Below are 26,991 nucleotides of genomic sequence, written 5' to 3'. Positions count from 1 at the left end.
AATTAAATGCCTCCTATATATTCTTTTCCCTCAAACCGTTTGGCTTGATGGTATAAATTAAAATCTTTAATATATTCAGGGTTTATTCCCCCTGTTTCGTTGTATCCCAGTTCAATCCACATGATTCGCTGTAATAAAAAAACGAGCTTGTCACTAAGGACTCGCCCGTTGATTCCTGGTTTTTGTTTGACAAATACATCAATCTGATAAAAATACTCAAACGTCATATTATCGTTGTCTGCATAATCGCTAGGTGTAGGTGTATCTAATGGATCGATAACAATCACAGTGTCCGTGATTTCATTTGCGTTGGGGTAATCAAAAAACTTGATGTTGTTTTTATCCACGTATTGCATGATTTCTGAATTCCCCGTGATGGCTTCATATATTTTCATTGTGATATCTTCCATTGCTACACCCTCTTTGCTAGCTCTGATTTCACCGTTGCGAAATAAGTTTCTCTGCCTTTACGCATGGCGTTTTCAATGACACCTTTACTGGTAGGGTTCACCCACTTGCCGGCTTTATCAAAGTGACCATATTCATTCAAATGAATGATCCGAAAACGTCCGCTACCGTCGTTCCAATGAATTTTTACCATTCTTGTTTTTCCTAACCATTCAGGCTTAGATACGCTTGTTGCACGAGCGGACTTCCCTGTACCTCGGCCTTTCGCGCTGTACATATCGTTTTCAATGATAGAAGCGATTTTTTCGCCACCAGCGATAAGCGCCGTATCCGTGATATTTAACATCTTGCGTTTACCTAAACGACGTTCAAGCTCTTTCTGCAACTCTTTTTCACCACGTAACGTTGCTTTCATTGCTCTTCACCCACCACTTTGATATATCCGTCAGTTTTAGCCGGAGCTACATTTTTGACATTAAAAAGTAACCCTTTATATATCCCATTTTCGATTTCAAAAACATGCCGAACACTTGGGATAAATTGAGGTCGTGCATTTCGAATGTTTAATGTGACGGACTTTTTGCTAAGCTCTAAGTTTCCCAGCTGTACATCTTTTTGTGTGGGTTCATAAAGCCCTGCAAAACAACTGTAAAGCTCAGACCATTCCACCATTCCCGCTTCGGGGCCATCGTCGTCAACGACATAAAAAGTAATCCTATAGTCTAACTGGTTAAGATTCATCGGCTATCACCTCGATGTTTTTCTTACGCCAATCAGCAAGATTACCTCTTAATGTATGGACTAACTTCGCAGAAGAAGCAGGAATTTCAAATGCCTGCTCGTTGGATGTGATTGAGCGATTATCATAATGATGGGCAATTGTGTTTAACACGACTAAGTTAAATGTTGGATTATTTTCATAAAAAGGTTCGTCTTCTTTTTTTAAAGAGACCGCCGTTTTAACCTCGTTAATTGCCCCAGGTAAATAGATTTGCATGATTAAATCATCATCAAAATCATGGTCTACGCGAATCGCTTTTTTTATCGAATCCACATTATCAATCTGTAACATCTCATCACCCCTATTCTGCCGTAATGGATACAGATTTTGCGTTGGTATCAACTACGACGTTTTGGGGCCTATGAGGGTGTATCTTCAAAAGTGACAAAGTACCCAGCGTTTTGATCTGCTTGTTTGACGTCAAAGCGGAAAGCACCCATCAAGTATTTACCGTAGATATTGTTTTCAATCCATTGCACAGATACATCTGTACGATCAGCAAATAGCACACCACGTTTTACATCTCCGATAAATGCCAAAGCATCGCCATTTTCGCCAAGCAAATCATCACGTACGACTGTTACGTTCATACCTAGGACAGTGTTACCAGCAGTAGCTACGATACCATCTTGCAACAAGTAACGACCTTTGCCATCTTTTAAAGTATCTAATTTTTGGTAGAAGCTTTGTGTCGCAATGATTTGACGATCATATCCAGGATCAAGTTTTACGTTAACAATCTCTTTTAAGTCATCCACGTCAGAAATAGTCGTTGGATTAAATTGTTTTAACACTGCACCGATTTTTTCGTTCAATGTGTTAATTTTTTGTTCATTGATATTTTCTGAGACAATAGACGTTAAGTTTGCAACTGAGTCATCCAATGCTTCTTGTGAAATTGGAATCGCACCACGGTAAGTTGAAACTTCCCATTTGATTGTTTCGAAATCCGGTTTTGCTAATTCTGGGTTTTCTTCCAATTCTTCCACGGTGTTAAATTTTGCATTTGCACGTTTTAAAATTGGGTATTTTCCAGATGGTGTATTTACAGAAGTTTTTTGCACTAATTGGGATAAGTCTTGTACAGTCTTGACTTCTTTTTCTGGAATATATTGGATATCTTCAGGGATTGTGACACCTGCATCATCAGACTTCACGTTGTCACGTTTTGCCCCCTTAGATTTCATGTATTGTTCAAATGCCAATACTTCTTCGTTTGTTTCAGCGCTTGGGTTTAATTTCGACATATTTCTTTTCGCTCCCTCTTTTTTCTTTTTCTTTTTTTCTTTTTCTAAATCTTCTTCAGTTGGTTCTTCCACCTTTTCGGTTTCGGTTTCAGAAGCTGGAGGTTCTTCATCAGTGGACTTGTCTTCACTTTCCGGCTTGTCCTCTGGTTCTTCTTCCTTGTTATCTGTGACTTCTGGCTCTTCTTCCTTAGGTGGTTCTTGTTCGGTTTCTTCTTTTTCTGGTGCTGATTCTTCAATTTCTTTTGCTAAGTGTTCAAGTTCTTCATATTCTTTGTTAGCAGCATCAACATCAGCTTTTAAGCTTCTTGCAGTTTCCAAATCGCCTTTTTCAACTGCTTCTTTCGCTTTGGTAATCAGATCATTGATTGCCTTTTTGCGATCTTCTAAGTTGCTCATGCTTTAATTCCTCCTTATAAAAAATAGCCTCAGGTGTTTAACCTCAGACTTTCTAGTTCTAATTCAATATTCAATTTGTCTAGTTCTTTCATTCGTTCGAAATCTTTTGCACGTTGGGCGACTTCCACGGTGGTGTCTTTATAAGCAGGCACAGTGACAATACTTATTTCGATTAATTCATCTATTTTGTTTATTGTTTGTACATACTCGCCGTTTTCACGCGTCCATGTTTTTGCGTTCTGGTTTCCCTTAGGCAACGTATAACGAAAACTGCAATTGTTTACATTCCCCACCTTGATGCTTTCGTAAATATCGCGCGCGTAAGACGTATTTGGAAGACGGCATTTAAAATGCAATCCTTTTTTATCCACATCAAGTTCTAACGTTTCAGCTTTTGTCCGTCCGATAATCTGGCCAAAGTTGTGATCAATCAATCCCTTTGTGTCTTCGATATCTACGTTATCAAAAGCATTGGGAGCTATAACTTCACGAAAACCTCCTAAGTCCTCGCTCAACGTATTAAATAAGGCTGCGTATCCCTCGATCACCATATCTTCTTGACCGACATCAACGCGACTATTCGTCATTCACATCACCCCCTTTAGGGGAATCATTTTTGATTTTCGCACGCTGGTAGTCTTTGAGCGCTGACAATGGCGCTTTATTTAAATCGATCAGCGGCTCTTTACCGTTTCCGTCCTCAATAGGTGCATAACCAAATGGACTTCTTGATTCGTCCACAGAAATAGACCCTTTGCTCAACATTTCCATCACACGTTGCAATTTCAGTTCTGGGTCAATATCAACCAGTCGTGATGAATCAAATTCCAATTCATAGCCTGAATCAATGTTTTTAAATATTTTCGTTTCCATTTCCGCAATCATCGATTTAAAAATCGGGTCTAACGTACTTTGTAGGTACTCCAGGTTAGCTTGTGTAATGGAGGTATTAACCGTTTCAATTCCCAATTTTGACACTGGCAACCCGAATGCTTTTGCCACTTGGTTTGTACTAAATTTATAGCTGTTTAAAAAGTTCAGCACTTCCGTTGGGATTTGCAGACGGCTAAATTCCATGGTGTCATCAATTGCCACTAACCCACCATTGTTTTTTAACTGACTGTTCGCAAAGTTTTCTTTCAAATCTTTTAGCTGTTCGTCGTTAATTTGTCCTTTTCGGTATTTTAAAACGGATGTGGAAGTACCACCATTGTCAAAAAAATTACGCAAAAAGCTTTTTGAACCTTGTGAAATACCAATCTCATGCGCCAACGAATACAACGGACTGTAACCTACATAACCATCCAATGTGATGTATCTAAAATGCAAAACATCATCGCTGGTTATCTTTACAGCATTCCCGTTGATATCTTCGCTCACGTTATAAATAATTTCTCCGTCTTTTTCTTCTAGTCCCACTAAGTCGTTGTGCAGAAAGCGAAATCCAGTAGGGAAGTTGTTATCATCTCTTATAATTTCGACAAATGATTGTCCGTTAAGAAGCATATTTGCAATGATGATGAATTTAAAATGCCAACCCGGCAAATCTGAATCCGGATTATTGTTAAACAAGTCAAGGACATCATTCATGACCATATTCGTTTCGTGACCTTTTATTTTTAGCTTTGTGCTGGCAACATCAGCTGCAATAATACGTACAGCCGTAAACACATCACTGTTACGCAAGGCGTGAATCCCTGTATAACTGGCGTGCGTACCGTGTTCTTGCCAATACAGCAATCTTTCTAAATCACGATTCATACGGCCTTGTTTGTTGTTAAATCCTAAATCAAGCAATGACATTATTTTTCACCCCCTTTGTCACTATCAGACGGGGCATAAAGTTGATTCATAGCAATCGCAATACCAACAAGGATAATGCCACCAATAATATAAGCTAATGGTTCCCACATCATATATAAACCATACAAAAAGCCACCGAGCCCAAACAAGGCAACAATGACCATAATTAATGCGTATAAAATTTTATTCAAAATGCAACACCTCCTATAAAAACATTGGCATAAACGTTTCTGCATCCCACTCATATTCACAAGCAAGCACATATGAAAATATGGTTGCCATAAGTGGGTCAATCTTTTCGCGGTTCATTTTTTTATCAATCATAATCGAATCATTGACATTTTTTGCAATAGCATTTTTAACAGCAGTATCAAGGAGCGGGTTTTTATGGTGTTTAACATCGCCATTGATTATTTTTAACTTAAAGTCACTTATCGGGCTGGATAGTGTCTGTATTCCTTGCCTGATTTCGCGCAGATCGTAATACCATCCTCGACGCTCCATTTCAGCTAAGACGCCATGAATGGCATAAGGGTCATAGCAAATCGCTTGGACGTCTAAATCATATTCTTTTACATACCATTCGATATAATCTAACACTTGATTGGTATTAATAATGCCACTAGATAAGTCTGTGATAGTGCAGTATCCGTCTTTTGCTAATTGTCGGTAGTCGATAAGGTCACGTTCTATCTTTCCTTGTAGACCCCCTTTTGTGCCTACAAATGAATGTGACGTGACATAATATTGCTTGTCCGCTTCGTCTAAATGGATGAAAGATAAAGCTGTTAAGTCATCGGCACGGGATAAGTCCAATCCGATATAAACTTTTGTGCCTGTGATATCAAAATCTGTTTCATTTTTATTCCAGTCGTTAAAATCTAAATAAGATTCTTCGCTGGCTTGCATCCAGTAATTAAAGTTTTTAACCAACACTCGAAACATTGTGCCTTTTTTCGTTGCTTCAGTCACACGTTTTTCTAAAAATGTTTCGATTTGCTCTTTCAACTCGTCCGATTCGTTGATTAGTGGATTCGATTTTGCCCACGTGGAAGAATCTTGCCATTCATCTTCGGAGTCTTGCTCGTAGATAACGGCAAAATATTCTGGATCATCGTAAGATTCGTCGAGTATATCTTTAGCGTAAGGGAACTCGTCCGTATACATGGGCGCATTTAGATTAAAGCCAGCCGTAGAAATGATAAAGATTAAGCTTTGCCGTAAGTTTCCTTGCCCAGATTCAATAAGTTCTAACATTTCGTTTGTTTTGGCTGCATGGTACTCATCAATAACAGCCAGAAACGGTTCGAAACCATCAATTGCGCCTGTATCACGTGACAAAGGCATAACATAAGAATCATCGCCTGTATTTTGTAATAGTTCCCGTACTTTCTTAACATCTTTCTTTAATTCTGGAACTTTAGAAACAAAATACATCAATTGTTTAGCCACCATATTAAAAACAATGCTCGCTTGTTTCTTATCATTAGCAGCGCAAAATAATTGTCGTCCTTCTGCGGGTTCTTTGTCAAAAAGGAAAGCATACAAAACTAAGCCGGAAACCAATAAGGATTTTCCTGACTTTCTAGCAACCGAAATGAAACCCTTTCGGAAGCGCAGCATATCTGTATCCTTCGTAAACCACCCACGGACGCTTGCAACGATAAATTTTTGGAACAATCCTAGCTTATTTACACGTCCTTTGGTATCTGGAAGCACTTCAATAAACTTAATCACCTTTTTTGCACGCTTCGGTTTATAAACATAGTTCCAACTGGGATCTTCTAGTGACCGGTGAATATCTTTTAAGTGACGCACACAAGCTTTTTTAGCTTTATCGCCCACCATATAAGTACCTGATAAAACCATGACGCAATATTTATAAGAATCGTCTTTGTATTCATCTGGGATATCAAGCATTTTTTCGTATGCCTTTGGGATTTTTACGCTAGTCATCGTCATCAACACCGAATTGATCATATACTGATTGTTTTTCTTCGCTTTCGGTAGGTACAACAATGCGCATACGGCTGTCAATCGTTAAACCTAGCTTGTTACATACGGATTTTAGTTCTTTGTGACAATCCATATAGATTAAATAAGGTCCTGTGCGCTTATTTTCGCTGGGGTCATAGGTTCCTACCCGTTGAATATCCGCATAAGCTTCCTCTTGCATGCCCACCAACTGGCAATAATTTTTTACCATAACCATATCTAGTTCAGCAATTGGTAGTTGAGACATTAAAGGTACGATTCGCAGCCATTCTTTTTGAGCTATTCCGTTCAAATCCTCTGGTACATCATCCACATTGATTTGATCATAGGTGTTTAACGTATTTTCTTGTAGTTCAGCGGCTTCTAACTCCGCTTTTGTGCGGTGTCCTTGCTTTGCATCGTTTAATTTTCTAGGTCTAGCCATGTAATCACCTCCTATACGCGGTTTTGGGAATTATTTTTTTGGGATTTTGGTCACAGATAAGTTCGGCTCGTTAACGAACTGATCAGAAAAGGCCGGGGGATTTTTTAAGCCCTGGCAAAATATTTTTTTAAAAATTATTTTTTATTTTTTATAAATTTTATTGTGGCAGGAAAAACAAACTGCCTCTAAATTTTCCATGTCCAGTCTTTTGGACCAATCTTGTTTCAATTCTGTTTTGTGATGGATAAGTAAATTTTTGTCATTCGCAATTCCTTTGGCTAAACAATGCTGACACAGATAGTCATCTCGCATTAAGACTTGTTGACGCAACCTGCGCCACGCTGGAGTGTGGTAAAAGGCAGTATATTCGGTATTGTAACCATTTTGCCTAACGCTTCGGTTATACCTTTTACCATTGGCTTTCCTATACTCTTGCAACTCGTCTTCTGTATATGATTTATTTCCTAATCTTATTTTTGGTTGTTTAAACAAAATGAATTCAACTTCTTTCAAATAAATATTTAGAACGAGAAATAAAATAAATTACTTTTATATAATTAAATTGATGAACAAAAGAATGAATCAATCGGAAAGATTTATTTAAATGTGAATCATTTATTTGTTTGTTAAATATATTTATTTGATTAAAACGAATAATCTTTCACTTCAATCTCTCAACAATTTTATTTATATTGTTTTGAATATGTTTATCTTTGATGAAACCTTTACCAATAAAGATCAACTTATAATTGTCTATATCATTGTCAGCCAATCCACAGTGACACTCTAGCAGTGAGTAGTTAGGATATAGCGTGGACTGTCTAACATCTGGGTTATGTATTGGTAGCCGGTTTAATTGTATGTAGTAGTAAAACATGGGACACCTCATAATAAATAGGCTACCCAACAATGTGAGTAGCCTTTGTTATGTATCACAGTGATGCTATGCCACCACTGTTGTATTTACCCATTGCATAGATGTCTTTGCTAACTGTTTCCGCAGCCAACAAAAGTAGCTAAAAGCCCCATACCGATATTGCTTTTAACGTCTGCCTATATGCAATATTCGATACTACTAATATACCACCTAAAATCAGATTATGTCGGACATAAAGCGGACAAAAAACGGACATTTTATTTATAGGAAATAAGCTTACCTTTTTTGTATGCTTCTGCAAATTCGGTTAAAGCATCTTCTTTCACGCGTCTTACTTGTCGCTCTGAATATCCGATTTCCATCCCAATCAAATCATTCGTCCACCGCTCTTTATCACAAAAAGAGTAGTAAAGAACGGCTCTTGATGTTAAAGGCAGTGCCATAAGCCCAGCGACGATTGCATTAAGCTCGCCCTCTGCATCCACAATCTGTAATAATGCGTCCTCCGCTTTATTGCCATTAGATGGCGCCTTTGGCATATCTGTAATGATAGGCGACTTAATATCGATCTTTGACTGTCCCGTGATTCGCTGTAAACGTCTGTAATTGGCTAGTGTGTCTTTTGCATTTTCTCGTGTTTGGTTAAAATCAACGTCCCGTAAAAGTCCCAAAAAAACCGCTCCCTTATGTTATAATATAGTTATATGTGTGAACGTTTAGCTAAGGGGCTGAACGTTTTTTTACTTTACCATATAAATATTTCATTTCATTGCTTACTTCTTTAATTACAGGAATGGCAACAGAATTCCCCATTTGACGATACATTTGGGTTCTAGACACAGGTATAATATAGTCATCAGGAAAACCCATAATCCTTTTACATTCTAATTCGGACATCAATCTTAAACCTGTTTCACCACCTTTAACAAATGTACCAGTCAATCTTTGAATTTTATGATATGTAGAAACTAATGTTTTTACTTGAAACTCAGAATTTTCATCGATAATTTGAGGTCTTCCATCATCTTTCTTAAATAGATAGTTTTTTTGAAGGTTTTTAGAAATTGAATAACGCACTGGATCAGCATCTTTTTCAATAATATCTTTGGCATATTGATTAGGGAGATTATTACCTTTCGGAAAAATAAATTCATCAATTCCTAAACCTTTATGAAAACCAACAAAAATGACACGTTTTCTATTTTGTGCTAAACCAAAATTTTTAGCATCTAAAACATCATAAAAAACATTATAACCAGCATTTTCTAGAGATTCCATAATTACTTCAAATGTTTTTCCGCCGTCGATTGTTAGGATTCCTGGTACATTTTCTAATAAAAACATAGATGGTTGATGATATTGTAATATCCTTAATATATCGAAAAATAATGTTCCTTGATTCTCATCCGAAAATCCGTTTCTTTTACCTATGTTGGAAAAAGGTTGGCACGGAAACCCGCCTAAGAGAACATCATGATTTGGAATATCACTAGCTTTTATTTGTTTAATATCTCCTGCTGGCTTTTCTCTAAAATTAGCCTCATAAGTTTGTTGTGCAAATTTATCCCACTCGGAACTAAAAACACACTCTGTATTTTCATCATCAAAACCTAAACGAATACCACCAATTCCAGCAAATAAGTCAATAAAACGTACCGTTTTATTTTCAAAATCATCAAAAAATTTTTTTCTATATTCGAGTTTCATTCTTCCACCTCTTCCAGAAATTTATTTAGCGCTGGGATAAGGTTTCGATCCTTACCTACATAGAAATTAATCACTATATTTATTGTATTGATAATATTACTAAGATCTTCAGGGTGCATTTCATCCTTGTCTTCATACACCAATGTTAGTGCTCTGTAGATCTTTTCCTGTTCCTCCGTCAATTGTGGCTTCTCATACTTTTCAATTAGCTTTCGCATATCTTCCACGCCCTGAAAGTATCCATCTTCAAAGGGCATTTTGTAGCTATTGTAAAGGGCATCTAGCGCCTCATCTTCTAAACGGTGTGCTTCTTCTAATAATTTGCTCATCACTTGACCCTCCCGCATTTTTTGCAGTGGTATTCTTCCTTTGTATACCAGACTGGCACCATATACATTCCTCCGTTTATCTTATACTTTGCTTCTCCTGAAATTTTTGGCTCTACTAGTTTGTAGTCATGCAAGCAGGTGTTTTCTCTCGCTGTATTTTTGGTAGCAATCCATAAATTTTTTAAAAATTCTTGGGTTTCAATTATCCAATCGCCTAGCATTTCAACCCCTTCCTTTCTTTAAAACTTACCGATGGCTATACCTTGAGCAACGATTGCAGCAAAAGCTAATATTGCTACTCCCCAAAAAAATGATTCCACTATTGCCCAGCCATCTAAGTCAAATTTTTCTGCGATATCATATATTTTTAACAATCCCCAAGCAGCTATAAAAACTATCGCCACAATTACACAAAATACGATTGGCCATAACACCCAAAAACTCATGCCGTCACTCCTCTACCAGTTCAGTTTCTACCCCTAAAACTTTTGCTATATCTTCCGCTTTGCTTTTGTCAAGCTTTGAAGCTCCAATTTTTGCCCCAGGCTGGTCATCAACAATAAAGATAGCATCCAGTTCATCAAAACGTTGGAAATACATATTCCCGACTTTTACATAATATTTTCTTTCATTCATTCTCACTTCATTCACTCCATTCTTCGACCGTGCCACCAACTAATGTTGCGACGGCTTCGGCTTTTTGTTTATCATCAAATTGATAAGCGTTATTTTTTGAAGCATTCAATATTTCACTGTCAGTGCGTAATTTATAATCAATCAGGTAGCCACTACCTTGCGCGCTTTTAACCACCCACATAGGTTCTTTATTGACTGTGTAGCCATTAATTAAAGCCTTCAAAAACTCCATTTCATGCCCATTACAGTAGTTAACAAGCTCATCTGTAATTTCATAGTCATTAAAATGAATATTGCTGGCAGGATTAAAAGCCGAAACTTCACTCATGTCTACTATTATTCTAAATATGTCTCCTCCCGTTATGTCTGCTACTGCACCGTCATCTATTTTTATACGCTCTATCCAATCCGCCACAAATTGTGGTATCTCTACCTTTTCTGGGTTACCATGTATTAGAAATTTGTTAAGGAAAGAAGATAATTCGCCTGGAGTATACGGATATTCTTCTGCGATTTTCCCCCACGCTTCCCCTATGGTTATTTCTGGTTCGTCTAATTGATAAAGGTATTTTTTAATCAGTGAATTGTTTAACGCAATTTGTTCCTCTGCGTTGTCGATATCAGAACTTCTTATATTCTCATATGTGCGACATATAGAATTATCAATAAATTCAATAATTTCCTGTTTATCCATCACTTTTCCTCCTTTGGCAAACTGTAAAAGTAACATCCCTTGGCATTTCCGCGGCTCACTGGCTTATCTTTATCAAGATAAGCGCTCAGTGTACGAAAATTAACCCCTATTTTTTCACGCACATCCGTTTTGGATGCATACACCTTATCTTCGCCGCTCGGGAAAAATACCCATATAGGTAAATTCCTCGTGGCATACTCTCTTGTTTCCTTGTCATTAAAGAGCTTGTCTCTTAGCCTTTTCCAATCTTCATAATAACTAGGGACTTCATCTTTTATATAAGCTAATCGCTCCAATTTTTCTAATTCCGTTTCTTGCATGTTTACTTCGCCTCCTCATAACCTAAAGAATTTAAATCTTGAACTTTCTGTGCAATCTGAGCGCAGTAGTAAACTGTCGCCCCTTTGTACTCTTTTAATTTTCTTGCGGACTCTGTGTCGCATGTTCTATATAATCTGTTAACTTCATCAACAGCAATGTTAAAATCTTCATAGTCACTGTATATTTTAATCGTCATTACAAGTCCTCGCTTTTAATTTTATTTCCCAATTTATTGACGGTATTTGGTTTAACTCCTATTTTTTATTGGTGTTTTTGCATAAGTAACTAATAAATCAAATAATTCGCTGTGTCTCTTTCCTATTTTGTTATTCATGGTCGATAGTCTGTATTGAATCATAGTAGATACTTTGGCAATAAGGATTTCGTTATCTAGTATGTGTACTTGCGTGACTCTTTTGCCGTCTGATGATCCATCTATTGTTTTGTATCCTAAGTTTTGTACTTGTTGTTTAAACTCTTCTGTTTTCATTTGTTTGCCTCCCTACGCACAGAATGCTTTGGCAAAAAGTATTGCTTCACATTCGTCTTCTGATGGTTCTAACTCGTAAAGGTCCTTTACCATGCCTATGGCTTCAGCTTTTACAAGGTCACGCTTTTTATTTTTTATGCCTATGCGTTTCCGCCACTCTGCCGCTTTGACAATGTTTACAAAGTAACCTTTTTCTTCTAAACAAATTTCAAGTGTGCCTTCAAGTTTTGCTAAAATTTCATACACTTTTGGGTTGCGCTGTACTTGGATACCTTCGATATAAACAAAAGCCACATCGAATTTTTTACATAGCATCATGCACTTTTTAATAGTGACTCGTATTCGTTCGTTTGTTACACCGGTTGGGTGGATAGCTCCATAGCCTATAATTTTTGAGCTCCCCATTTCCATTACGCACCAACCAGTGTTCGTTGTTGACTGATCAAATGCTATTAAGTTCATCTATATGCTGCCATCTCCGTTCTGCTTTATATTCTGTTTTGAGCTTATCTCCAACAATAATGAGTTTCTTCTTAGCTCGTGTGACTGCCACATAAGCAAGGTTTTGTGTGTCTAATTCGCTCGGTTGATAAGCAACCACATCCCACTCACTGCCTTGTGACTTGTGAATGGTCAATCCATAAGCTAAATCAAAATTCATTTCCAAATCTTTTTGTGTTTTAAAAATAACGGCGTCAGAACTATTTTTCTTTTGTGCTGCATTTGGGCTAACCATTTCAAAAATTTGCCCGTTGAAAAAGTGACGTTTTTGGTCGTTTGTTTTGGCTACTATCACATCCCCTACACTCATTTTTGGGGAAATTGTCGGTGTGCCATTTTTTATGCGTTGTTCTTCGTTGATTTGTTCAACATCTTTGTTTCTATAAGTGAGTTCCACTTCCGCTCCTTTTCGAAAAGCTTCTTGTGAACTTGACGCTATTTCAATGTGTGGTTTCGGCATATTTGCATTTTGTGGTATGCCTAATATTTCGCGCCCTAAAGCAATAATGTCTCTTGCACCTGATCTACGGTTGGCTTTTAATTCAAATGTCGGAAACATCTGTTGAATTTTTTCAAAAGGTCGCCCATATTCTACAGGAGGGATTTGATTTTTATCTCCTACAAAAATAAGTTGTTGGTTGGCATAACTCATAAGAAGCTGATAAAACAAGGGTGTTGATAGCATTCCGCTTTCATCAATGACAATTACCTGGCATCCAACCGGCTTGTGAACATAGCTATGGATGGTGCGGACTTTTACATTGACTTTCTCCTCGTCCAATTTTTCTTGTAAAGCTTCTTTGGCTTTATGTGTTGGAGCAAGAACAACCACTTCTTTATTATTTTTTTGCAATTGATGGACAATAGAAGCAGTTAAAAAACTCTTCCCCGTTCCTGCGCCTCCAATCAAACAAGAAATATGATTAGTTAAACAATTTCGCAAAGCACTATATTGTTCTTCACTTTCTTTCAAAAGGGCTGGAACAGAATTGTCGTAAACAACGTTAAAAGTTTTCTTGTGTTTAGGGAGCTTTTCGAGTTCTTCGGTAACATATAAAGTTTCTTCGGTTGTCATGGTGTATTTCGGCTTGCATATAACGATGCCTGTATCTTTTAAATCATCGAGATCCTCCATGTATTCAGAAACATAATCAGATCGACACGCTTGCATCTTTTCTGTGATGTCGCTATAAATTCTAGCTTTACGCTGCTGCTCTTTAGTGTATGGAATCTCGTATTTGTTTAAATAATTAAGAGCTGACTTATAAGCAACTCGTTCCAATTCCATGAATATTTTAAATGGATTTGATAAATGTAGTTGCTTGATAAAAAAATCTACTGGATCGTAGCCATCGGCAGCACCAGGATACATAAAATTGTTTTTAGCAAAAGAATACGTATAGGTTCGTTCAATGTTCGCAATTAATGCCTTGCTAAAATTCATCGGAATATCACCTCAATTTCTTTTTCTGGTAGTCCGTCAGCTTCCGCCTGCTCTTTCATCGTTTCAATCAATTCGGCTGCCTCATCGTGCCACACAGCCATATCTGGGTTATCTAAGGTGTCGCGTAAGTACATAGATATTTGATAATACGTTTCGTTACGTTTGCCTTCTGGTACGCCCTCATTTAATGCTTGTTTTAAAAGCTTAGCTTGTGGATGTTCGAAGTCAGCCACTGATTTGTTACTGCTTGTTACTTTATTCATTGGTAAAACATTTTTTGCTTTTGGTTTTGGTTCTACATAAAATTGGTGCACGTTTACCATCGAACCAGAAATCACAGAAACATCATCTTTAACTAGTGGGTACCCCATTAATTGAGAAACTTTCTTGCTCGCTTCATCAATTTCTAAACCAAACATATTTGCTACACCAGTTACCGTTTGCTTGTATTGCTCTTTATCCATTTCTTCGTCAGCCATTAGTACAATGCGCCAACGTTTTGCTCCGTTGTAATAATATTTTGCTGTAGGATAAACAAGTGCAAACAATCCCTGTTCTTCTACTGTTTCTTCTACTTGCTCACGTTCATAAGAGGAATTATCATCATCTACGTCGATACTGATTAAACGACGTCCACCCAAATAATTTTTGTCACTTCGTTCGTTGTTTTTGAAATTTCCATCAATGTAATAAGCCAAATTGTTGCGTTTAATCGTGTGATATTCTTCTTCTGTAGTCGCACCGTCTAATAAATCAAGTCCATTGATTTTTTCTTTTTCGATGTCATCCACGTCTTCTAAGAATCCTTGCAAAGAAGCCATAGACGAATTAAGTTGTTTGCCTATTACCCCTTGTCGGATATTAAACGGTAACTCGATCGATAGGATTTCATTCAATTTACTTTCCTGTTCTTGGATATAAGCTTGTTCTTCGTTTTCTTCTGCTTCCAACTCTTCATTAAAGAGATCTTTTTCGTCCTTATAGTCAAACCCTTTAAATTCAAATGCCTTGTCAGGGATAATCACCCATCGTGCATTTTTATATCCGATTCTTTTGTTTGTTTTTAACTGATAAATTCCTAATTCATCTATTTCTTTCAAACGTGTTGCCAGCTTGTTTGAACCCAAAATCTTTTTATACTCAGTTGGGTTCATTGCCCAATCGTCTTTTAGTTGTAAATGCACAGATTCTCTTAGTCGATTTAGTCCATCTAGTATTTCGGCTTCATCCACCATGTTCTCTTGGTACATGGCAAACATCATATTTTTAGCTTCATCCACTGGTTTTATTTCTTGGACAATATCACTAGGAGTCGCATTTCTATTCCTTACTTGAGCAAACCCAATCTTTGTTTCATACTTAAATCGATGGCCTTCGAATTGTAAATTTAAAGACGGATCGTCCATCACAACTATGCTAGGCTTCTGCCAATCTTCTTTCTTTTTTCCAATTCCAACAGTCCTTTGCGCATTTTCATAAACCATCAAATTTTCTTCAAAACCATCGGCTACATTTAAATCAAGACGCTTTGATTGAAAGTCAAAATTTTTCCCTACGTTAGTCACATAATTGATTTTTCTTAAATAAATGGCTCTTTTTTTATGCGTTTCATTCAAAAATTGTTGTGATAAATTTAGATTAGAAAAAGTTGCTATTTCATCTGGTTTTAACCCCATAGCTAAGAGCAATTCATAAGTTCGATTGTATCCTCCAATAGCCAGAAACAAGACTTCTTCCATTTGCGCTTTTACATATTGGTTTAAGTTTGTTGAATTAATTCGGTTGTATACTTTTTTTAAATTTCTGCGGGACTTATCAAAAATTATTTCTCCCACTTGCGCTCACCTTCTTTGTGTGCTATATTGAAGTTAATCAAATAAGCAATCGGTTCAATATTTCTTCCTCGACTTTGTGAATGTTACAAAGGGAGGGGAAATATTTTTTTTTATACTTTTATTTACTTATATATTTATAGGTGTAACATTGTAACAAAATCGCTATGTCCATTGGGCGACAAGGGATTTTCGTGTTACAAAAAATGTTATAAGTATGTTACAGTTACAAAAGTTTTTAAAATTCCTTTGATTTTTTTGTTACATTTTGCTTTTTGTAACAACCTTATAACAATTTCTGTAACAATGTATTCCTCCTTACTCTCCCAACGGTTCAGGCCTATTTTTCGGACATTGTGAAAAATCGTTTTGTAACAAGTTTTTATAACTTAAAACGGAAGATCTTCATCCTCATCACTATCTTCAGCGTCCTCTAAAAGTTCAAAATCATAATTTCTGTATGGAAAATCTGGATTCTTTTTATTAGGTGCGGTCGTCAATTCCATTTTAAATTGTTTCCCAACGCCTTTTGATAAAGCTTCTGAAGCAGAATATTCATCTTCTAAATCTTTTTTTGTAAATTCCACGCCTACCATCGCTGCAATTTTTAAGAGGATTCGCCCATTTTTTTCTAAAACAAATGGTGGTAGTTCGTCGTCAAAAGATACAAAGATAAGTTCTTGTCGGTCTTTATTTCCCCCAGAAACAACTTCCAATGAAATAGCGATTTGGTCTCGACCTGCTTTGCTTTGCCCAGCTTGCGCTGATTTTAAACGTACTGGATAGTTCCCTGGCTCTAATCTTTGGCTTTGGTTCACCTTGTCGTTTTTTGCGTCAAATCCTTCGTCTTTTACTGATTGTAGTGTGTCTAATAGTCCCATATTAAAAATCTCCTTTTTATTGTTGTTGTAATTTTGGTATTAATTCCATCTGTCCGATGGTTTGAGTGTCGCTTATGAGCTGATCTTTAGCTCTTGTTGATTGCGTTGGTTGCAATACAATGATTCTTTCGTTTTCTTGATTTTCTTCGCTCTTTACAATGACCAACCTGCCTACAATAGGGATAATCCCCATAATGGCATCTAAATTTCGGAGGTCCGGTTGAAATTGGGTGTAAGATCTACCTGAGTCCATCTCAACATCCACTTTCTTTTCGTGAGCAAAAATCAAAACGTTTTTTTCTAGTTGTTTAAGACTTGCGATAAAATCAAATAAAATCCTATTTACAACGCCGTAGTCTTTAATTTCAGGTTGTCCGCTTCTTGTTTCAGTTGCTCTGGCGTTTAGCCAATATTTTTGAAACGTCGATAAATTATCAATGACAACATTGTCGTATTCGTCTTTGTGTTTTGTTAAAAATCGGTAGAAATCTCCTAGGTCTTGGTTTGGTTTGTCCGGATCCATTACTTGGATGACAATGTCTTTTTGTTGACTTAAAACGTGATACATGCCATCAACGGATAAAAGAACTGTTTTTCCTTTTAAGGATTTCACCATGGAAGTTTTTCCTTTCCCCGGCTCTGAGTAAATGAGGCAGGTCCAATTGTCAAAACGTTTAATGTCTTCTGCCTTCATCATTTTCACTTCATATCACCACCTTTCAATTTATTTTTCTTCCACAGAAAATCACCTAATTCTTAAACTTCGTTGTTGTCTTAGTTCAGCCCCATCGATTTCATTCCCATTTTTCAATGCGTTTTTAAGCAGTGTTTTATCTAACTTAGGATCTTGCTCAACAAAATAATCTAACGGCACTTTCTTTTCGTTTTCCACGTGAACAGAAGGCGGGTTGTTTTGTACAGAAACCGTAAATAATTCACCTTGAATTTTCGTTCGGTTTGTAAGTTCTAATTGTTCTTGTAAATAGCTTTTTAGATTTCTGATTTGGTTATCTAAAGATGTTGCACTTTCTCTTAAACGTTGTGCTTCTTTCTTTTTCGTTTCGCTTCTGCCTTCTAATTCACGGATGACTTTAGCTGTGTTTTCTGCTTTGTCGTCGATTGCTTCATTTACACTTTCTAGCGTGTCTTTAATCGCTTCGCTGTCGTTATCTTCAGCCATTTCGATTAGTTGTAAATAGCTTCCTGTTAGTTCATAAAGTGTACTCACGATAATTCCCCTCCAATATCTCAATAATTTCTCTCAGTCCATCAATCAGTTCATACTTTTCAAATTCAGCGGATTCTTCAATGTGTTCAAAAGCTGTTCTTATTTCCGGATCGCCCGAATCTTGGTAAACGCCGACTCTTTCGTCCATCACATCAAATATGATCGAGCCATAAGGCTTGTATTCGTCGATTAAATGGATGCGACCGATGTCATCTATTTTTATTTTCATGATTGCTCCTTTCGTACGTCATTCCCAAAGATTCACATTTGTGGTATACTTCTTGTATAAATATTTTCCTATTTACTGATTTCGTTTGCGGCGGAATCAGTCTTTTTTTAGTACTAATAACGGTTCTTCTTTAACGATTTGGTACAAATTGCCGTCGTGATTTAAAACAAATTGTCCTTCTGACGTCTTAAAAAAGTTGGCTGTGCCCGTGTCTTTACGGTCGTATACTTTAATGCTGTTACTCCAAAAGTAATCTTCAACACGACTTTCGATGCCTGTCACGTCTTCTAACAGACTTTGCTTTGTCCGCTCAAAATGATCCAAGACTTTACGTATATCATCTAAAACAGCCGTTTCTGTGCGTCCTGTGCGATTTGCGACTAAATACATAATTTTATCGATGGTATCTTGATTTAGATCGCGCACGCTTGATTCGTAGTTTCCTAAAATTGTCACTCGCTCACCTCCTCGTCATATTCATTCAAATTTAATAACAAAGCTATCAAAGGTGGCACGATAATTAATAAACTGTGGTAAAAATTCAATGATGAAACGAGCGCGATCGCTATAATTAACGTTAAGATTCTTTTTGTACGTGGTTTCATCGAAATTTCCGCTCCTCTCTATCTTTGAGAAAATCTTCAAATCGGTTAACGTCTATCAACACCACGCGATATGTTGGGCTTAAATAGCCATCGGAAAACTGTCCCTCTTTAAATTCTTTCAAAAGCGATTGGAAGTAAGGTTTTCGTTCATCCAGCCCGAAATATTTCATCGCGTGTGATTTTTCCATCCACTTCTGTGGGATAGTCGTTACTTTGGTTATTTCCATGGTTGTCATCTCCTTTTTTTAAATTTTGTTTGTTATAATTACCTCTAAGGAGGTGATTAATTGAAGAAAAATATCAAAGTGAAATTGTCTGATTTGTTTACCAGCAAATTTATGAAAAAATATACTAAATTCAATTCTATCGATAGTTTTGTTCACAACTATGATAGTTCGGTTACTGCAAAAACTTTCAAACCTACTAATAACCGAGAATTTGACAAGTATGTTTCGCATCATTCAAAGTTTAAAAACTGGAACGAAATGTATAAAAAAGCTGGTGAAGAATATTTAAAATGAAAATATTGTTTTAAATTGAAATTCAGCAATTTCCTTTTTTAGTTGTTCGGCTTCTTCAAGTAATTGTTGAAGCCGTTCTACTTTTTCTATCAATTCATCAGTATTTACAGATATTTCAACTTCCATGTCTCCTAATCTTCCAGGTTCTCCCACTTCAATTTCAGTCGTATTTTCCTTTGTTTCTTCATTATTATTTTCTTTTTCCATTTCTATACCTCCTGTTTCTTTCTTTGTAGCGTAAATGCGACTTTGTCGCTAAAAAAAATTTCTACAGCCTCTTCATTGGTTAATGGGACGTTTTCGGCTATTTTTTGCGCTTCCCCTATCGAAAAATCTCCCCCATTTTTCATTTTACGATAAAATGTGCTTCGATTAATACCGATACTTTCTGCAACATTTTGCTGTGTTGTTCCTCGCTCGACAATAATTCCTTTTAACTTATTCGTATCTACCATTTTCACACCTCCTTGCTTTTTGTCGCATTACTGCGACTTGTTAAATCAAGTATAACCCCTTGTATTTCAATTGTCAATAAAAAAGTTGCATTTATGCTACTAAAAATGTTGCATTTTTGCATCTTTTATTTTATAATTAGTTTATACTACTTAGGAGGTGCTTAAAATTAAAGTCGGGGAACGAATAAAAGCTAGAAGAAAAGAACTAAAAATAAGCGCGGATGATATTGCTAATAAATTGGGAGTTTCAAGATCTACTATATTTAGGTACGAAAAAGGCGACATAGAAAAAATGCCGACTGAGACTTTAAATGAAATTGCAAGAATTCTCCATACTACTCCTCAAAGTTTAATGGGCTGGTATGATTCTTCGAAAGAAATTACTACTATATATAACCGCTTAAATCCCGACCGTCAAACAAAAGTATATAATTATGCACAACACGAATTAGAAGAACAAAACAAAATTATTGATATAAGCGAATATCAAGATAACGACATTTATCTACAATCAAAAGTATCAGCTGGAACAGGCATTTTAGATTTAGAACCCACCTATGGAGAAACAGTTTCATTTGACGGAGAAATACCAAGCCATTATGACTTAGCTTTCCTGGTATCTGGGAACAGTATGGAGCCAATTTTTGAAGATGGCGAAATCATTTTCGTAGAGAAATACCCAAATCCTATAAACGGAGCGATAATGGTTGTACAAATTGACGAGAATGCTTATATTAAAAAAGTTTACCTTGAAAAGGATAACTTACGTTTGGTAAGCTTAAACCAAGATTACGATGATATCTTGGCAAACGAAGATAATAACATCCGCATTGTGGGTAAAGTTGTGTTTTAATCCTTGCAGGGTCTCCCTGCTTGGGTTTATTTATAGAATAGAAAGGAGTAAATAAAATGAAGTGTGCAAAATGTGGTAAAAAAATTGGGCCATTGAGTAAAAGAGTAGTAACAAAAGATAATAAATATCTCGGTGAAGAGTGTTACAGCAAGGTGTTTAAGAATGTTGGAATGAAGAGTTTAACAAATGCAAAAATCAGATATACTTTTGATGATTTTAATAAACTATTGGATCAAGCCGAAAAGGTAAATTTTGATGAAGATAAAGAAACTATTAATCAAACAAAAGAAAAATTTCGAAGTCATGATGCCTTGTTATTCGATCGGCTTTTATTCGATCCGGTAGACAAAGAAATCATGCAACCAAAAACACTTACAAAGCCTTTTGAGGTCATTCCTTATTCTGACATCGTTGGATACACACCAATAGAAAGAGGACACTCTAAAAATAAAAAACATGGCATTACTCGTGCAGTTGTTGGTGGTGCACTAGCTGGTGGAGTTGGTTCGATTGTGGGTGCAACTACTGGTGGAAAACAATTTGATTATACAGATAAGTTAGGTGTAAACATTGCTTTAAAAGATGGAAATTTTTTAGAAGCATATTTTATCAAACAAGAGACAAAGCAAGGAATGATGGTAAAAGCAGCTTACGATAATTTTTATAGAATTTGCTCATTATTAGACGGCATTATCGCAGAAAACGGTCATGAAACATCTCAAAAAGTTGAAATGACTAATCCGAATGATAGTCTAGCAAAACAGATCAGAGATTTAAAAGAACTGGTTGATGACGAAATTATTACACAAGAAGAATTCGAAGCAAAGAAAAAGCAATTGTTAGAAGCATAAAAAAATAAGCACGCTCTCCCCGACCAAAGATTGAGCGTGCCTCTACCAAATAATAGGCTTACTTATCTATGCCTATTATACCAATAATAGGAGTGATAAACAATGTGGATGGAAGAACTACCGAACGGGAAATTTACCTATAGAGAACGATACAAGGATCCTTATACAGAGAAATACAAAAAGGTCTCTATAACGCTAAATAGTAAGTCGAATCAAGCGAAAAATAAGGCGCAGAAGAAGTTAAACGAGAAGATAGAAAAAACGTTAAACAAGCCCCAAAAAACAGTAATGCGCTTTGGTGGCTTATATCAAAAATGGGCAACGGAATATCCTAAAACAGTCAAAGAGCGTACATTCAAGACTTATAAATACCCTGCTATAAAAATACGCGATTATTTCAAAGACGATATCATCATAGACAATTTAAAAAAGAAGGATATCAAAGAATTTCTGGAAGAAAAATATTATACAGAAAATTATTCATACAATTACGTTAACCAAATGCGTAACATTTTAATTTCGATGTTTGATTATTCGCCTCTAGAAATTAATCCAGCTCGCGGTATATCTTTAAAAAGAAAACCTGCAACATTTGAAGAAAATGAACAAATAAAGCAAAAATATCTCGAACACGAAGAAGCTGAGAAAATCATTGCTTATCAAAGAAACGCTTTATACGGCAAAAGAAACGCAGATCTAACTGAATTTATGCTGCTAACGGGTGTTCGATTTGGCGAAGCGGTATCTTTAAAAGAAAAAGATTTCGATGGAAATTCAATCACTGTAAATTCGACTTTAGATTATGTATCCCACAAAACATCAGAAGGACATCAAACCGCAACTAAGACTAAAAGCTCTCAACGTGTGGTCGAACTATCTGATCGAGGCATAGAAATTATGAATGAAATAATTTACGAGAATTCTTTTCGCACTTTAACTAAAGAATATAATGATCGAAAATTTATATTTACCACAAAAACAGGGAACCCCCTCCATATTACAAATTACAATCGTTCTTTAAAAAGGACCGCAAAGAACATTGGTGTGGATAAAACTGTCACAAGCCACATTTTACGTCATACACACGTTTCTATGTTAGCTGAACTGAGATTGCCTTTAAAAGCAATCATGGACCGTGTGGGGCACGAAGATAGCAAAACAACGGAAAATATATACACCCATGTAACCAAAGGGATGAAAAAAGAGCTTATAAATAAATTAAATGAAATAGTGCCCTATTCTTGCCCTAAAACTAAAAATAAAGCAAAAACAGAGCACTAAAAGATTGATAAATAAACACTTATAGTTAATCTAATTTATCGTTATCATAACGATAATTGGTTCGTAACCTTTTGGCATCTGGTCCGGTCGCATTCCAACCTACATCATTACGCCCGTGAAATCGGAAAAAGATGAATTCTGGATTAGTCACATAATCATCAAAAGGTATCGTGGTTGATAACTTTTTAGGCTCATCAACAATCACCAATGAAAAATTCTGTTCTTGCATAAAGTCCCTGGTTTGTTCAACCAAAGACGGGGCATACCAACTACTATTACGCAGTTCAATAGCAATCGGAGTTGCTGGAAATAATTGGCGAAGTTTTCTTAAATAATCTACATTTTCCCGCTTACAATCAAAAAAGGCGGAAACTGCGCTAATAAACAAAATAAATGATCTTGTTCAACCATAGGACGTACGCTCTCCAATAATTCTGCGGCGAGTTCCGTAAGGCTGGTGTCTCCTGTAAGCTCTTCATGTTTAGTAAAGACTTTAGGCAGCTTCATAATAAATTGAAAAGCTTCAGGCACTTGTTTTAACCACTCTTTGACATAAGCTTGTTTAGGGATTGCATAAAAACTAGTATCCATTTCCACCAATGGAAAATGAGCAGCATACTCAAACAAACTAGTTTCTTTTTTACCTGTCAAAAACGTATGTTCTTTAAAGCTTGTACAGCCAATTTGAATCATTTTATTCCCTTCTTTATTTTAAAGTTGCATTTATTATAAAGAGAAAAAGCAGATGACGCAACAAAATTTGATTTGCTATGTTTTCTTTCCTCTTGTTTTACGATAAAATTGACAGGATCATACAAAAAAGAAAGGGGCGAAATGAATGAAACAAATTCTTGTTTTACATACAGGCGGCACGATCGCCATGAAAGAAGATCAAAAAACTGGAAGTATCAGTCCTGACGTAGAAAATCCCTTACTAAATGCTTCCATTGATCTACCCGAAAATGTTGATTTGATCGTAGAAGATATTTTTAATCTTCCCAGTCCCCATATTACACCTAGCCATATGCTAAAAATGAAACAGCGTATACAAAAAGCCTACCAAGACGGGATTGACAGCGTAGTAATTACCCATGGGACCGATACACTAGAAGAAACGGCTTATTTTTTAGATATTACGATCGGAGACTGGTTGCCAATTGTTCTTACTGGCGCCATGCGTTCAAGTAATGAATTAGGTAGTGATGGCTTATACAATTTTGTCAGTGCAATTCGCGTAGCAGCTTCACCAGACGCTAAAGATCAAGGGGTGCTTGTCGTCATGAATGATGAAATTCATGCAGCACGCTACGTAACCAAAACACATACCACCAATGTTGCAACTTTTCGCACGCCTTCTATGGGGCCGGTTGGTATGGTGAATAAAAATAATATTTCATTTTTACAAAAAAATGTAAAAACACAACATGCAGATATCCATTCGGTAAATGGCTTAATTCCCATTTTAAAAGCTTATGCTGGTATGAACGGCGAGTTATTGGAAGGTTTAGCACACACGCAATTAGACGGCTTGGTCATTGAGGCTTTAGGCGCGGGGAATCTACCACCGGAAAATATTGCTCCTTTACAAGAAATGTTAGCTAACCAAATCCCAATCGTTTTAGTTTCTCGTTGTTTTAATGGTATTGCTGAACCGGTTTATGATTATAGCGGTGGTGGGATTGAGTTGCAGAAAATGGGCGTTATTTTCTGTCCTAATATTAATAGTCAAAAAGCACGATTAAAATTATTAATTGCTAACAATCGTCAATTAACAAAAGACGAATTGGCCGATTTTATGCAACATTAAACAAAAAAAGCATACTTGTTAACGAAAAATTTTCCCGTTAACAAGTATGCTTTTTATCTTTCTTGCCATTCAATTTGTGCTTCACAATAGATCTTATCCGCAATTTTAATTGCATGACGCGTTTTCTTGCCATTATCTTGATCCACAATTTCATATTGGCTTTCAACTTGATTACCGTATTCAACTTCTTTATCAAAACGGACATTCATATGTGTTGGTTCATAAGTCGTCAAAAACTCATAACCCAATCCCTCAACAAGCCAATTGAAGTACACAGAATTATTCACATGATGATTGCTGTCAATATCGTAAAAACGAACACGAAATGGCACGCTTCTAGGGTCTTCTAGCGCTTCAACTTTAGTAGGACGTTTGATTTTAGTTATTTTTTCACTTTCAAATGGTGCAATAATTTCTTCCGTTACACTACTAATTTTACGCGTCGTATAATTCATTAGCGAAAAGATAGATTCAATGCGAACAAGTTCTTCTCCTTCTTCTGTGGTAATCCAAAAGTTCCGATAACAAAAGTATTTGTTATACTGCATTGCTTGTGTTGTCACTTGAACTTTTTCATTCATTTTGGGTAACCGAGAAATAAAAATTTCATAGTGTGTAATTACCCATGTGACACCAAATTGATGGGTAAAATCATTCCCTCTGTTCAACGTTTCACTTTGTTCTTCCGATACTTTAATCACAATGGCAATCATGGTAGAAAGCTTCATCGTGCCGTTTACGTCACATTCGTAAGAAGCTACTTCGTGTGGAATCGTGTATTTTGCTGTCAAACTAAAAATCCCCCTTTAAAAAACTTAAACTTCCAATAATATAAGTATAACAAAAATTTTTTTATACGTCTTATACCAACCTTATTTTCAACAAAAAAAGAAGAGCACACGCACTCTTCTTTTCATTGCTATTCATTTCCAGAAATAACTTTATTTGGATCATTTAATGTGTCGCGGTCCAAATCATGTAGCCTTGCGCTAGTTACAACTCCTGCGACCATACTATCACTGACATTAACTAATGTTCTTGCCATATCAATTAGCGGTTCAACGGATATAACCAGTCCGACAATAGCCACAGGCAAGTTCATTGAACTCAATACGATCAATGAAGCAAACGTTGCACCACCGCCAACACCAGCAACGCCGAACGAACTAATCGTTACTACTAGTATCAACATTAAAATAAAACGCCAATCAAAAATATCCACACCAGCAGTAGGCGCTACAATAGTAGCTAACATCGCTGGATATAATCCAGCACAACCGTTTTGTCCAATGGAGATACCAAAACTACCCGCAAAGTTAGCTGTAGCATCTTCTACTCCCAACGCTTTGGTTTGAGTTTCAAGATTCATTGGCAACGCACCGGCACTTGAGCGTGAAGTAAATGCAAAGCTCAATGCTGGGAATGATTTTTTAAAGTAAGTCAATGGATTCACTCGGACAGAAGCTAATAATAAGCTGTGTACAAGTAATACAATGATTAATCCTACATAAGAAGCGATAATAAATGTACCTAAATTAACAATTGCACCAAAATCACTTGTTGCTAACACATTAGTCATTAGAGCAAACACACCAAAAGGCGTTAGACGCAAAACAAGCGTTACAATACGCATAACAATGCTGTACAAGCTTTCAATAATGCGATTAAATATTTCAGCTTTTTCAGGTTGCTTGCGTTTTACTCCTAGGTAAGCAATACCAACAAAGGCTGAAAAGATTACGACACCAATCGTACTTGTATCCCGGCTACCAGCAAGATCCGCAAACACATTTACTGGGATAAAGGAAAGTATTTGTTCAGGAATCGATAAATTTTGCACTTCTGATTGTTGCTCAGTAATTTCAGCTATTCGGCTAGATTCTTCGGCGCCTTGAGTAAATTGAGCGCCATCCAAATTAAACAGCATTACCATCGAAATTCCAATCAATGCAGCGATTGCAACTGTTCCCAACAGCGTCGCTAACACTGAAAAGCTGATTTTTCCAATCTTTGAGCTTTCTTTCATACGAGTAAATGCACTCACAATGGAAACAAAAACTAGCGGCATGATAAGCATTTGAAGAAAAGATACATAGCCGTCGCCAACAATTGATATCCAATCAAGCGACTGTTCAACAACCGTACTTTCTGTACCAAAAATTAGTTGTAAAAGTCCGCCAAAAAGAATACCTGCAAACAAACCAGTAAATACACGCGTCGAAAACTTCGCATGTATTTTTTGCATATGATAAAACACATATAAAACTGCAGCAAATAAAAGTAAAACAATTACAGTGAGCAGATTTGTCATTTAACTTCCTCCTTTAAATTTCTACGTATAATGACAAGTCCGTCAAGGGAAGTAAAGGTTCCTAGTGACCATTCTTCAACAGTA

Annotated in this window: 39 protein-coding genes and 1 pseudogene; 5 read left to right on the top strand and 35 right to left on the bottom strand. The window is 36.4% G+C overall.

Annotated elements, in window-relative coordinates:
- Nucleotides 1-2 precede the first annotated feature (2 nt).
- The 30 genes from C7K43_RS13090 to C7K43_RS12945 form a co-directional block, all read right to left on the bottom strand.
- The gene (locus C7K43_RS13090; protein WP_124007206.1) at nucleotides 3-410 is read right to left on the bottom strand and encodes a hypothetical protein; all 408 of its coding nucleotides are present in this window, start codon (nucleotides 408-410) and stop codon (nucleotides 3-5) included.
- A 2-nt stretch (nucleotides 411-412) separates the two neighbouring features.
- Nucleotides 413-823, bottom strand: a complete 411-nt coding sequence (locus tag C7K43_RS13085; RefSeq protein ID WP_124007205.1) for a hypothetical protein — start codon at nucleotides 821-823, stop codon at nucleotides 413-415.
- Nucleotides 820-1,149, bottom strand: coding sequence for a head-tail adaptor protein (locus C7K43_RS13080; protein WP_124007204.1), 330 nt, complete (start codon nucleotides 1,147-1,149; stop codon nucleotides 820-822). Before C7K43_RS13080 ends, C7K43_RS13085 begins: the two co-directional genes overlap by 4 nt.
- Nucleotides 1,139-1,480, bottom strand: coding sequence for a head-tail connector protein (locus tag C7K43_RS13075; protein ID WP_124007203.1), 342 nt, complete (start codon nucleotides 1,478-1,480; stop codon nucleotides 1,139-1,141). Before C7K43_RS13075 ends, C7K43_RS13080 begins: the two co-directional genes overlap by 11 nt.
- Before the next feature lie 68 nt (nucleotides 1,481-1,548).
- A complete protein-coding gene (locus C7K43_RS13070) occupies nucleotides 1,549-2,832 on the bottom strand; it encodes a phage major capsid protein (protein ID WP_124007202.1) in 1,284 nt (427 codons plus the stop codon).
- Between the two features lie 29 nt (nucleotides 2,833-2,861).
- Nucleotides 2,862-3,419, bottom strand: coding sequence for an HK97 family phage prohead protease (locus C7K43_RS13065; protein WP_124007201.1), 558 nt, complete (start codon nucleotides 3,417-3,419; stop codon nucleotides 2,862-2,864).
- Nucleotides 3,409-4,635, bottom strand: a complete 1,227-nt coding sequence (locus C7K43_RS13060) for a phage portal protein (protein ID WP_124007200.1) — start codon at nucleotides 4,633-4,635, stop codon at nucleotides 3,409-3,411. The genes C7K43_RS13065 and C7K43_RS13060 overlap by 11 nt, the downstream gene beginning before the upstream one ends.
- On the bottom strand, nucleotides 4,635-4,826 hold the full coding sequence (locus tag C7K43_RS13055; RefSeq protein WP_124007199.1) for a hypothetical protein: 192 nt from the start codon (nucleotides 4,824-4,826) through the stop codon (nucleotides 4,635-4,637). The genes C7K43_RS13060 and C7K43_RS13055 overlap by 1 nt, the downstream gene beginning before the upstream one ends.
- Nucleotides 4,827-4,839: 13 nt before the next feature.
- Nucleotides 4,840-6,591, bottom strand: coding sequence for a terminase large subunit (locus C7K43_RS13050; RefSeq protein ID WP_124007198.1), 1,752 nt, complete (start codon nucleotides 6,589-6,591; stop codon nucleotides 4,840-4,842).
- A complete protein-coding gene (locus C7K43_RS13045; RefSeq protein ID WP_124007197.1) occupies nucleotides 6,584-7,054 on the bottom strand; it encodes a phage terminase small subunit P27 family in 471 nt (156 codons plus the stop codon). Before C7K43_RS13045 ends, C7K43_RS13050 begins: the two co-directional genes overlap by 8 nt.
- Nucleotides 7,055-7,195: 141 nt before the next feature.
- Nucleotides 7,196-7,546 (bottom strand): HNH endonuclease, encoded by a 351-nt coding sequence (locus C7K43_RS13040; RefSeq protein ID WP_124007196.1) that lies wholly within the window; start codon nucleotides 7,544-7,546, stop codon nucleotides 7,196-7,198.
- A 642-nt stretch (nucleotides 7,547-8,188) separates the two neighbouring features.
- The gene (locus C7K43_RS13035) at nucleotides 8,189-8,602 is read right to left on the bottom strand and encodes an ArpU family phage packaging/lysis transcriptional regulator (protein WP_124007195.1); all 414 of its coding nucleotides are present in this window, start codon (nucleotides 8,600-8,602) and stop codon (nucleotides 8,189-8,191) included.
- A 49-nt stretch (nucleotides 8,603-8,651) separates the two neighbouring features.
- Nucleotides 8,652-9,638 (bottom strand): DNA (cytosine-5-)-methyltransferase, encoded by a 987-nt coding sequence (gene dcm / locus C7K43_RS13030; protein WP_124007194.1) that lies wholly within the window; start codon nucleotides 9,636-9,638, stop codon nucleotides 8,652-8,654.
- Complete coding sequence (locus C7K43_RS13025) at nucleotides 9,635-9,967, bottom strand: hypothetical protein (RefSeq protein WP_124007193.1); 333 nt, start codon at nucleotides 9,965-9,967, stop codon at nucleotides 9,635-9,637. Before C7K43_RS13025 ends, dcm begins: the two co-directional genes overlap by 4 nt.
- Nucleotides 9,967-10,188, bottom strand: coding sequence for a hypothetical protein (locus C7K43_RS13020; protein ID WP_124007192.1), 222 nt, complete (start codon nucleotides 10,186-10,188; stop codon nucleotides 9,967-9,969). Before C7K43_RS13020 ends, C7K43_RS13025 begins: the two co-directional genes overlap by 1 nt.
- Before the next feature lie 18 nt (nucleotides 10,189-10,206).
- Entirely contained in the window at nucleotides 10,207-10,413 is a 207-nt protein-coding gene (locus C7K43_RS13015; protein WP_124007191.1) for a hypothetical protein, read from the bottom strand.
- Between the two features lie 4 nt (nucleotides 10,414-10,417).
- Nucleotides 10,418-10,609, bottom strand: a complete 192-nt coding sequence (locus tag C7K43_RS13010) for a hypothetical protein (protein WP_124007190.1) — start codon at nucleotides 10,607-10,609, stop codon at nucleotides 10,418-10,420.
- A 1-nt stretch (nucleotide 10,610) separates the two neighbouring features.
- Nucleotides 10,611-11,297, bottom strand: coding sequence for a DUF1642 domain-containing protein (locus C7K43_RS13005; RefSeq protein WP_157977758.1), 687 nt, complete (start codon nucleotides 11,295-11,297; stop codon nucleotides 10,611-10,613).
- Entirely contained in the window at nucleotides 11,297-11,617 is a 321-nt protein-coding gene (locus C7K43_RS13000; protein ID WP_124007188.1) for a hypothetical protein, read from the bottom strand. The genes C7K43_RS13005 and C7K43_RS13000 overlap by 1 nt, the downstream gene beginning before the upstream one ends.
- 2 nt (nucleotides 11,618-11,619) lie before the next feature.
- Nucleotides 11,620-11,814, bottom strand: coding sequence for a hypothetical protein (locus C7K43_RS12995; RefSeq protein ID WP_124007187.1), 195 nt, complete (start codon nucleotides 11,812-11,814; stop codon nucleotides 11,620-11,622).
- A 51-nt stretch (nucleotides 11,815-11,865) separates the two neighbouring features.
- On the bottom strand, nucleotides 11,866-12,108 hold the full coding sequence (locus C7K43_RS12990) for a hypothetical protein (protein WP_124007186.1): 243 nt from the start codon (nucleotides 12,106-12,108) through the stop codon (nucleotides 11,866-11,868).
- A 12-nt stretch (nucleotides 12,109-12,120) separates the two neighbouring features.
- The gene (locus C7K43_RS12985; protein ID WP_124007185.1) at nucleotides 12,121-12,570 is read right to left on the bottom strand and encodes a crossover junction endodeoxyribonuclease RuvC; all 450 of its coding nucleotides are present in this window, start codon (nucleotides 12,568-12,570) and stop codon (nucleotides 12,121-12,123) included.
- Complete coding sequence (locus tag C7K43_RS12980) at nucleotides 12,551-14,053, bottom strand: ATP-dependent DNA helicase (RefSeq protein WP_124007184.1); 1,503 nt, start codon at nucleotides 14,051-14,053, stop codon at nucleotides 12,551-12,553. Before C7K43_RS12980 ends, C7K43_RS12985 begins: the two co-directional genes overlap by 20 nt.
- Nucleotides 14,050-15,888: a hypothetical protein gene (locus tag C7K43_RS12975; protein ID WP_124007183.1), complete on the bottom strand. Its 1,839-nt coding sequence runs from the start codon at nucleotides 15,886-15,888 to the stop codon at nucleotides 14,050-14,052. The genes C7K43_RS12980 and C7K43_RS12975 overlap by 4 nt, the downstream gene beginning before the upstream one ends.
- 386 nt (nucleotides 15,889-16,274) lie before the next feature.
- Nucleotides 16,275-16,766: a DUF669 domain-containing protein gene (locus C7K43_RS12970; RefSeq protein ID WP_124007182.1), complete on the bottom strand. Its 492-nt coding sequence runs from the start codon at nucleotides 16,764-16,766 to the stop codon at nucleotides 16,275-16,277.
- A gap of 16 nt (nucleotides 16,767-16,782) precedes the next feature.
- Nucleotides 16,783-17,463, bottom strand: coding sequence for an AAA family ATPase (locus C7K43_RS12965; RefSeq protein ID WP_226996805.1), 681 nt, complete (start codon nucleotides 17,461-17,463; stop codon nucleotides 16,783-16,785).
- A 48-nt stretch (nucleotides 17,464-17,511) separates the two neighbouring features.
- The gene (locus tag C7K43_RS12960) at nucleotides 17,512-17,994 is read right to left on the bottom strand and encodes a siphovirus Gp157 family protein (RefSeq protein ID WP_124007180.1); all 483 of its coding nucleotides are present in this window, start codon (nucleotides 17,992-17,994) and stop codon (nucleotides 17,512-17,514) included.
- Nucleotides 17,978-18,223, bottom strand: coding sequence for a hypothetical protein (locus C7K43_RS12955; protein WP_124007179.1), 246 nt, complete (start codon nucleotides 18,221-18,223; stop codon nucleotides 17,978-17,980). Before C7K43_RS12955 ends, C7K43_RS12960 begins: the two co-directional genes overlap by 17 nt.
- Before the next feature lie 96 nt (nucleotides 18,224-18,319).
- Entirely contained in the window at nucleotides 18,320-18,679 is a 360-nt protein-coding gene (locus tag C7K43_RS12950; protein WP_124007178.1) for a hypothetical protein, read from the bottom strand.
- A 145-nt stretch (nucleotides 18,680-18,824) separates the two neighbouring features.
- Nucleotides 18,825-19,055: a hypothetical protein gene (locus C7K43_RS12945; RefSeq protein WP_124007177.1), complete on the bottom strand. Its 231-nt coding sequence runs from the start codon at nucleotides 19,053-19,055 to the stop codon at nucleotides 18,825-18,827.
- Between the two features lie 60 nt (nucleotides 19,056-19,115).
- Between C7K43_RS12945 and C7K43_RS12940 the strand changes: the two genes are divergently transcribed.
- Entirely contained in the window at nucleotides 19,116-19,349 is a 234-nt protein-coding gene (locus tag C7K43_RS12940) for a hypothetical protein (RefSeq protein WP_124007176.1), read from the top strand.
- Here the strand turns inward: C7K43_RS12940 and C7K43_RS12935 are convergent.
- Together C7K43_RS12935 and C7K43_RS12930 are read right to left on the bottom strand one after the other, a co-directional pair.
- Nucleotides 19,341-19,556 carry a hypothetical protein gene (locus C7K43_RS12935; protein ID WP_124007175.1) on the bottom strand — a complete coding sequence of 72 codons (216 nt, stop codon included), beginning with the start codon at nucleotides 19,554-19,556 and terminating at the stop codon, nucleotides 19,341-19,343. The genes C7K43_RS12940 and C7K43_RS12935 overlap by 9 nt on opposite strands.
- 2 nt (nucleotides 19,557-19,558) lie before the next feature.
- Nucleotides 19,559-19,804 carry an XRE family transcriptional regulator gene (locus C7K43_RS12930; RefSeq protein ID WP_124007174.1) on the bottom strand — a complete coding sequence of 82 codons (246 nt, stop codon included), beginning with the start codon at nucleotides 19,802-19,804 and terminating at the stop codon, nucleotides 19,559-19,561.
- A gap of 157 nt (nucleotides 19,805-19,961) precedes the next feature.
- Here C7K43_RS12930 and C7K43_RS12925 point away from each other — a divergent pair, with 157 nt between their 5' ends.
- From C7K43_RS12925 to C7K43_RS12915, 3 genes are all read left to right on the top strand, one after another.
- Entirely contained in the window at nucleotides 19,962-20,657 is a 696-nt protein-coding gene (locus tag C7K43_RS12925; RefSeq protein ID WP_226996680.1) for an XRE family transcriptional regulator, read from the top strand.
- Between the two features lie 56 nt (nucleotides 20,658-20,713).
- Nucleotides 20,714-21,508, top strand: a complete 795-nt coding sequence (locus C7K43_RS12920; protein WP_124007173.1) for an SHOCT domain-containing protein — start codon at nucleotides 20,714-20,716, stop codon at nucleotides 21,506-21,508.
- A gap of 102 nt (nucleotides 21,509-21,610) precedes the next feature.
- The gene (locus C7K43_RS12915) at nucleotides 21,611-22,789 is read left to right on the top strand and encodes a tyrosine-type recombinase/integrase (RefSeq protein ID WP_124007172.1); all 1,179 of its coding nucleotides are present in this window, start codon (nucleotides 21,611-21,613) and stop codon (nucleotides 22,787-22,789) included.
- A gap of 25 nt (nucleotides 22,790-22,814) precedes the next feature.
- Here C7K43_RS12915 and C7K43_RS12910 read toward each other — a convergent pair.
- Nucleotides 22,815-23,380: pseudogene (locus C7K43_RS12910) on the bottom strand (DUF72 domain-containing protein).
- A gap of 247 nt (nucleotides 23,381-23,627) precedes the next feature.
- Between C7K43_RS12910 and C7K43_RS12905 the strand changes: the two are divergent.
- Nucleotides 23,628-24,596, top strand: coding sequence for an asparaginase (locus tag C7K43_RS12905; protein ID WP_124007171.1), 969 nt, complete (start codon nucleotides 23,628-23,630; stop codon nucleotides 24,594-24,596).
- A gap of 53 nt (nucleotides 24,597-24,649) precedes the next feature.
- On the opposite strand, the gene C7K43_RS12900 is transcribed toward C7K43_RS12905, so the two are convergent.
- Both C7K43_RS12900 and C7K43_RS12895 read right to left on the bottom strand, forming a co-directional pair.
- Nucleotides 24,650-25,387, bottom strand: coding sequence for an acyl-ACP thioesterase domain-containing protein (locus C7K43_RS12900; RefSeq protein ID WP_124007170.1), 738 nt, complete (start codon nucleotides 25,385-25,387; stop codon nucleotides 24,650-24,652).
- A 128-nt stretch (nucleotides 25,388-25,515) separates the two neighbouring features.
- On the bottom strand, nucleotides 25,516-26,907 hold the full coding sequence (locus tag C7K43_RS12895; RefSeq protein ID WP_124007169.1) for an L-cystine transporter: 1,392 nt from the start codon (nucleotides 26,905-26,907) through the stop codon (nucleotides 25,516-25,518).
- Between the last annotated feature and the right edge of the window lie 84 nt (nucleotides 26,908-26,991).

This window comes from Tetragenococcus koreensis (genome assembly GCF_003795145.1).
Lineage (GTDB): Bacteria > Bacillota > Bacilli > Lactobacillales > Enterococcaceae > Tetragenococcus > Tetragenococcus koreensis.
This window is presented reverse-complemented; position numbering and strand designations above follow the sequence as displayed.

Bases quoted from the DNA above. Each gene is read 5' to 3' on its own strand.
- C7K43_RS13065 (WP_124007201.1), bottom strand. From the start codon at position 3,419: ATGACGAATAGTCGCGTTGATGTCGGTCAAGAAGATATGGTGATCGAG.
- C7K43_RS12990 (WP_124007186.1), bottom strand. From the start codon at position 12,108: ATGAAAACAGAAGAGTTTAAACAACAAGTACAAAACTTAGGATACAAA.
- C7K43_RS12980 (WP_124007184.1), bottom strand. From the start codon at position 14,053: ATGAATTTTAGCAAGGCATTAATTGCGAACATTGAACGAACCTATACG.
- C7K43_RS13020 (WP_124007192.1), bottom strand. From the start codon at position 10,188: ATGCTAGGCGATTGGATAATTGAAACCCAAGAATTTTTAAAAAATTTA.
- C7K43_RS13090 (WP_124007206.1), bottom strand. From the start codon at position 410: ATGGAAGATATCACAATGAAAATATATGAAGCCATCACGGGGAATTCA.
- C7K43_RS13085 (WP_124007205.1), bottom strand. From the start codon at position 823: ATGAAAGCAACGTTACGTGGTGAAAAAGAGTTGCAGAAAGAGCTTGAA.
- C7K43_RS12985 (WP_124007185.1), bottom strand. From the start codon at position 12,570: ATGAACTTAATAGCATTTGATCAGTCAACAACGAACACTGGTTGGTGC.
- C7K43_RS12935 (WP_124007175.1), bottom strand. From the start codon at position 19,556: ATGGAAAAAGAAAATAATAATGAAGAAACAAAGGAAAATACGACTGAA.
- C7K43_RS12930 (WP_124007174.1), bottom strand. From the start codon at position 19,804: ATGGTAGATACGAATAAGTTAAAAGGAATTATTGTCGAGCGAGGAACA.
- C7K43_RS12905 (WP_124007171.1), top strand. From the start codon at position 23,628: ATGAAACAAATTCTTGTTTTACATACAGGCGGCACGATCGCCATGAAA.
- C7K43_RS12970 (WP_124007182.1), bottom strand. From the start codon at position 16,766: ATGGGACTATTAGACACACTACAATCAGTAAAAGACGAAGGATTTGAC.
- C7K43_RS12965 (WP_226996805.1), bottom strand. From the start codon at position 17,463: ATGATGAAGGCAGAAGACATTAAACGTTTTGACAATTGGACCTGCCTC.
- dcm (WP_124007194.1), bottom strand. From the start codon at position 9,638: ATGAAACTCGAATATAGAAAAAAATTTTTTGATGATTTTGAAAATAAA.
- C7K43_RS12955 (WP_124007179.1), bottom strand. From the start codon at position 18,223: ATGAAAATAAAAATAGATGACATCGGTCGCATCCATTTAATCGACGAA.
- C7K43_RS13015 (WP_124007191.1), bottom strand. From the start codon at position 10,413: ATGAGTTTTTGGGTGTTATGGCCAATCGTATTTTGTGTAATTGTGGCG.
- C7K43_RS13075 (WP_124007203.1), bottom strand. From the start codon at position 1,480: ATGTTACAGATTGATAATGTGGATTCGATAAAAAAAGCGATTCGCGTA.
- C7K43_RS12895 (WP_124007169.1), bottom strand. From the start codon at position 26,907: ATGACAAATCTGCTCACTGTAATTGTTTTACTTTTATTTGCTGCAGTT.
- C7K43_RS13045 (WP_124007197.1), bottom strand. From the start codon at position 7,054: ATGGCTAGACCTAGAAAATTAAACGATGCAAAGCAAGGACACCGCACA.
- C7K43_RS13000 (WP_124007188.1), bottom strand. From the start codon at position 11,617: ATGCAAGAAACGGAATTAGAAAAATTGGAGCGATTAGCTTATATAAAA.
- C7K43_RS13060 (WP_124007200.1), bottom strand. From the start codon at position 4,635: ATGTCATTGCTTGATTTAGGATTTAACAACAAACAAGGCCGTATGAAT.
- C7K43_RS13050 (WP_124007198.1), bottom strand. From the start codon at position 6,591: ATGACTAGCGTAAAAATCCCAAAGGCATACGAAAAAATGCTTGATATC.
- C7K43_RS12920 (WP_124007173.1), top strand. From the start codon at position 20,714: ATGAAGTGTGCAAAATGTGGTAAAAAAATTGGGCCATTGAGTAAAAGA.
- C7K43_RS12915 (WP_124007172.1), top strand. From the start codon at position 21,611: ATGTGGATGGAAGAACTACCGAACGGGAAATTTACCTATAGAGAACGA.
- C7K43_RS13070 (WP_124007202.1), bottom strand. From the start codon at position 2,832: ATGAGCAACTTAGAAGATCGCAAAAAGGCAATCAATGATCTGATTACC.
- C7K43_RS13080 (WP_124007204.1), bottom strand. From the start codon at position 1,149: ATGAATCTTAACCAGTTAGACTATAGGATTACTTTTTATGTCGTTGAC.
- C7K43_RS12945 (WP_124007177.1), bottom strand. From the start codon at position 19,055: ATGGAAATAACCAAAGTAACGACTATCCCACAGAAGTGGATGGAAAAA.
- C7K43_RS12995 (WP_124007187.1), bottom strand. From the start codon at position 11,814: ATGACGATTAAAATATACAGTGACTATGAAGATTTTAACATTGCTGTT.
- C7K43_RS13005 (WP_157977758.1), bottom strand. From the start codon at position 11,297: ATGGATAAACAGGAAATTATTGAATTTATTGATAATTCTATATGTCGC.
- C7K43_RS13025 (WP_124007193.1), bottom strand. From the start codon at position 9,967: ATGAGCAAATTATTAGAAGAAGCACACCGTTTAGAAGATGAGGCGCTA.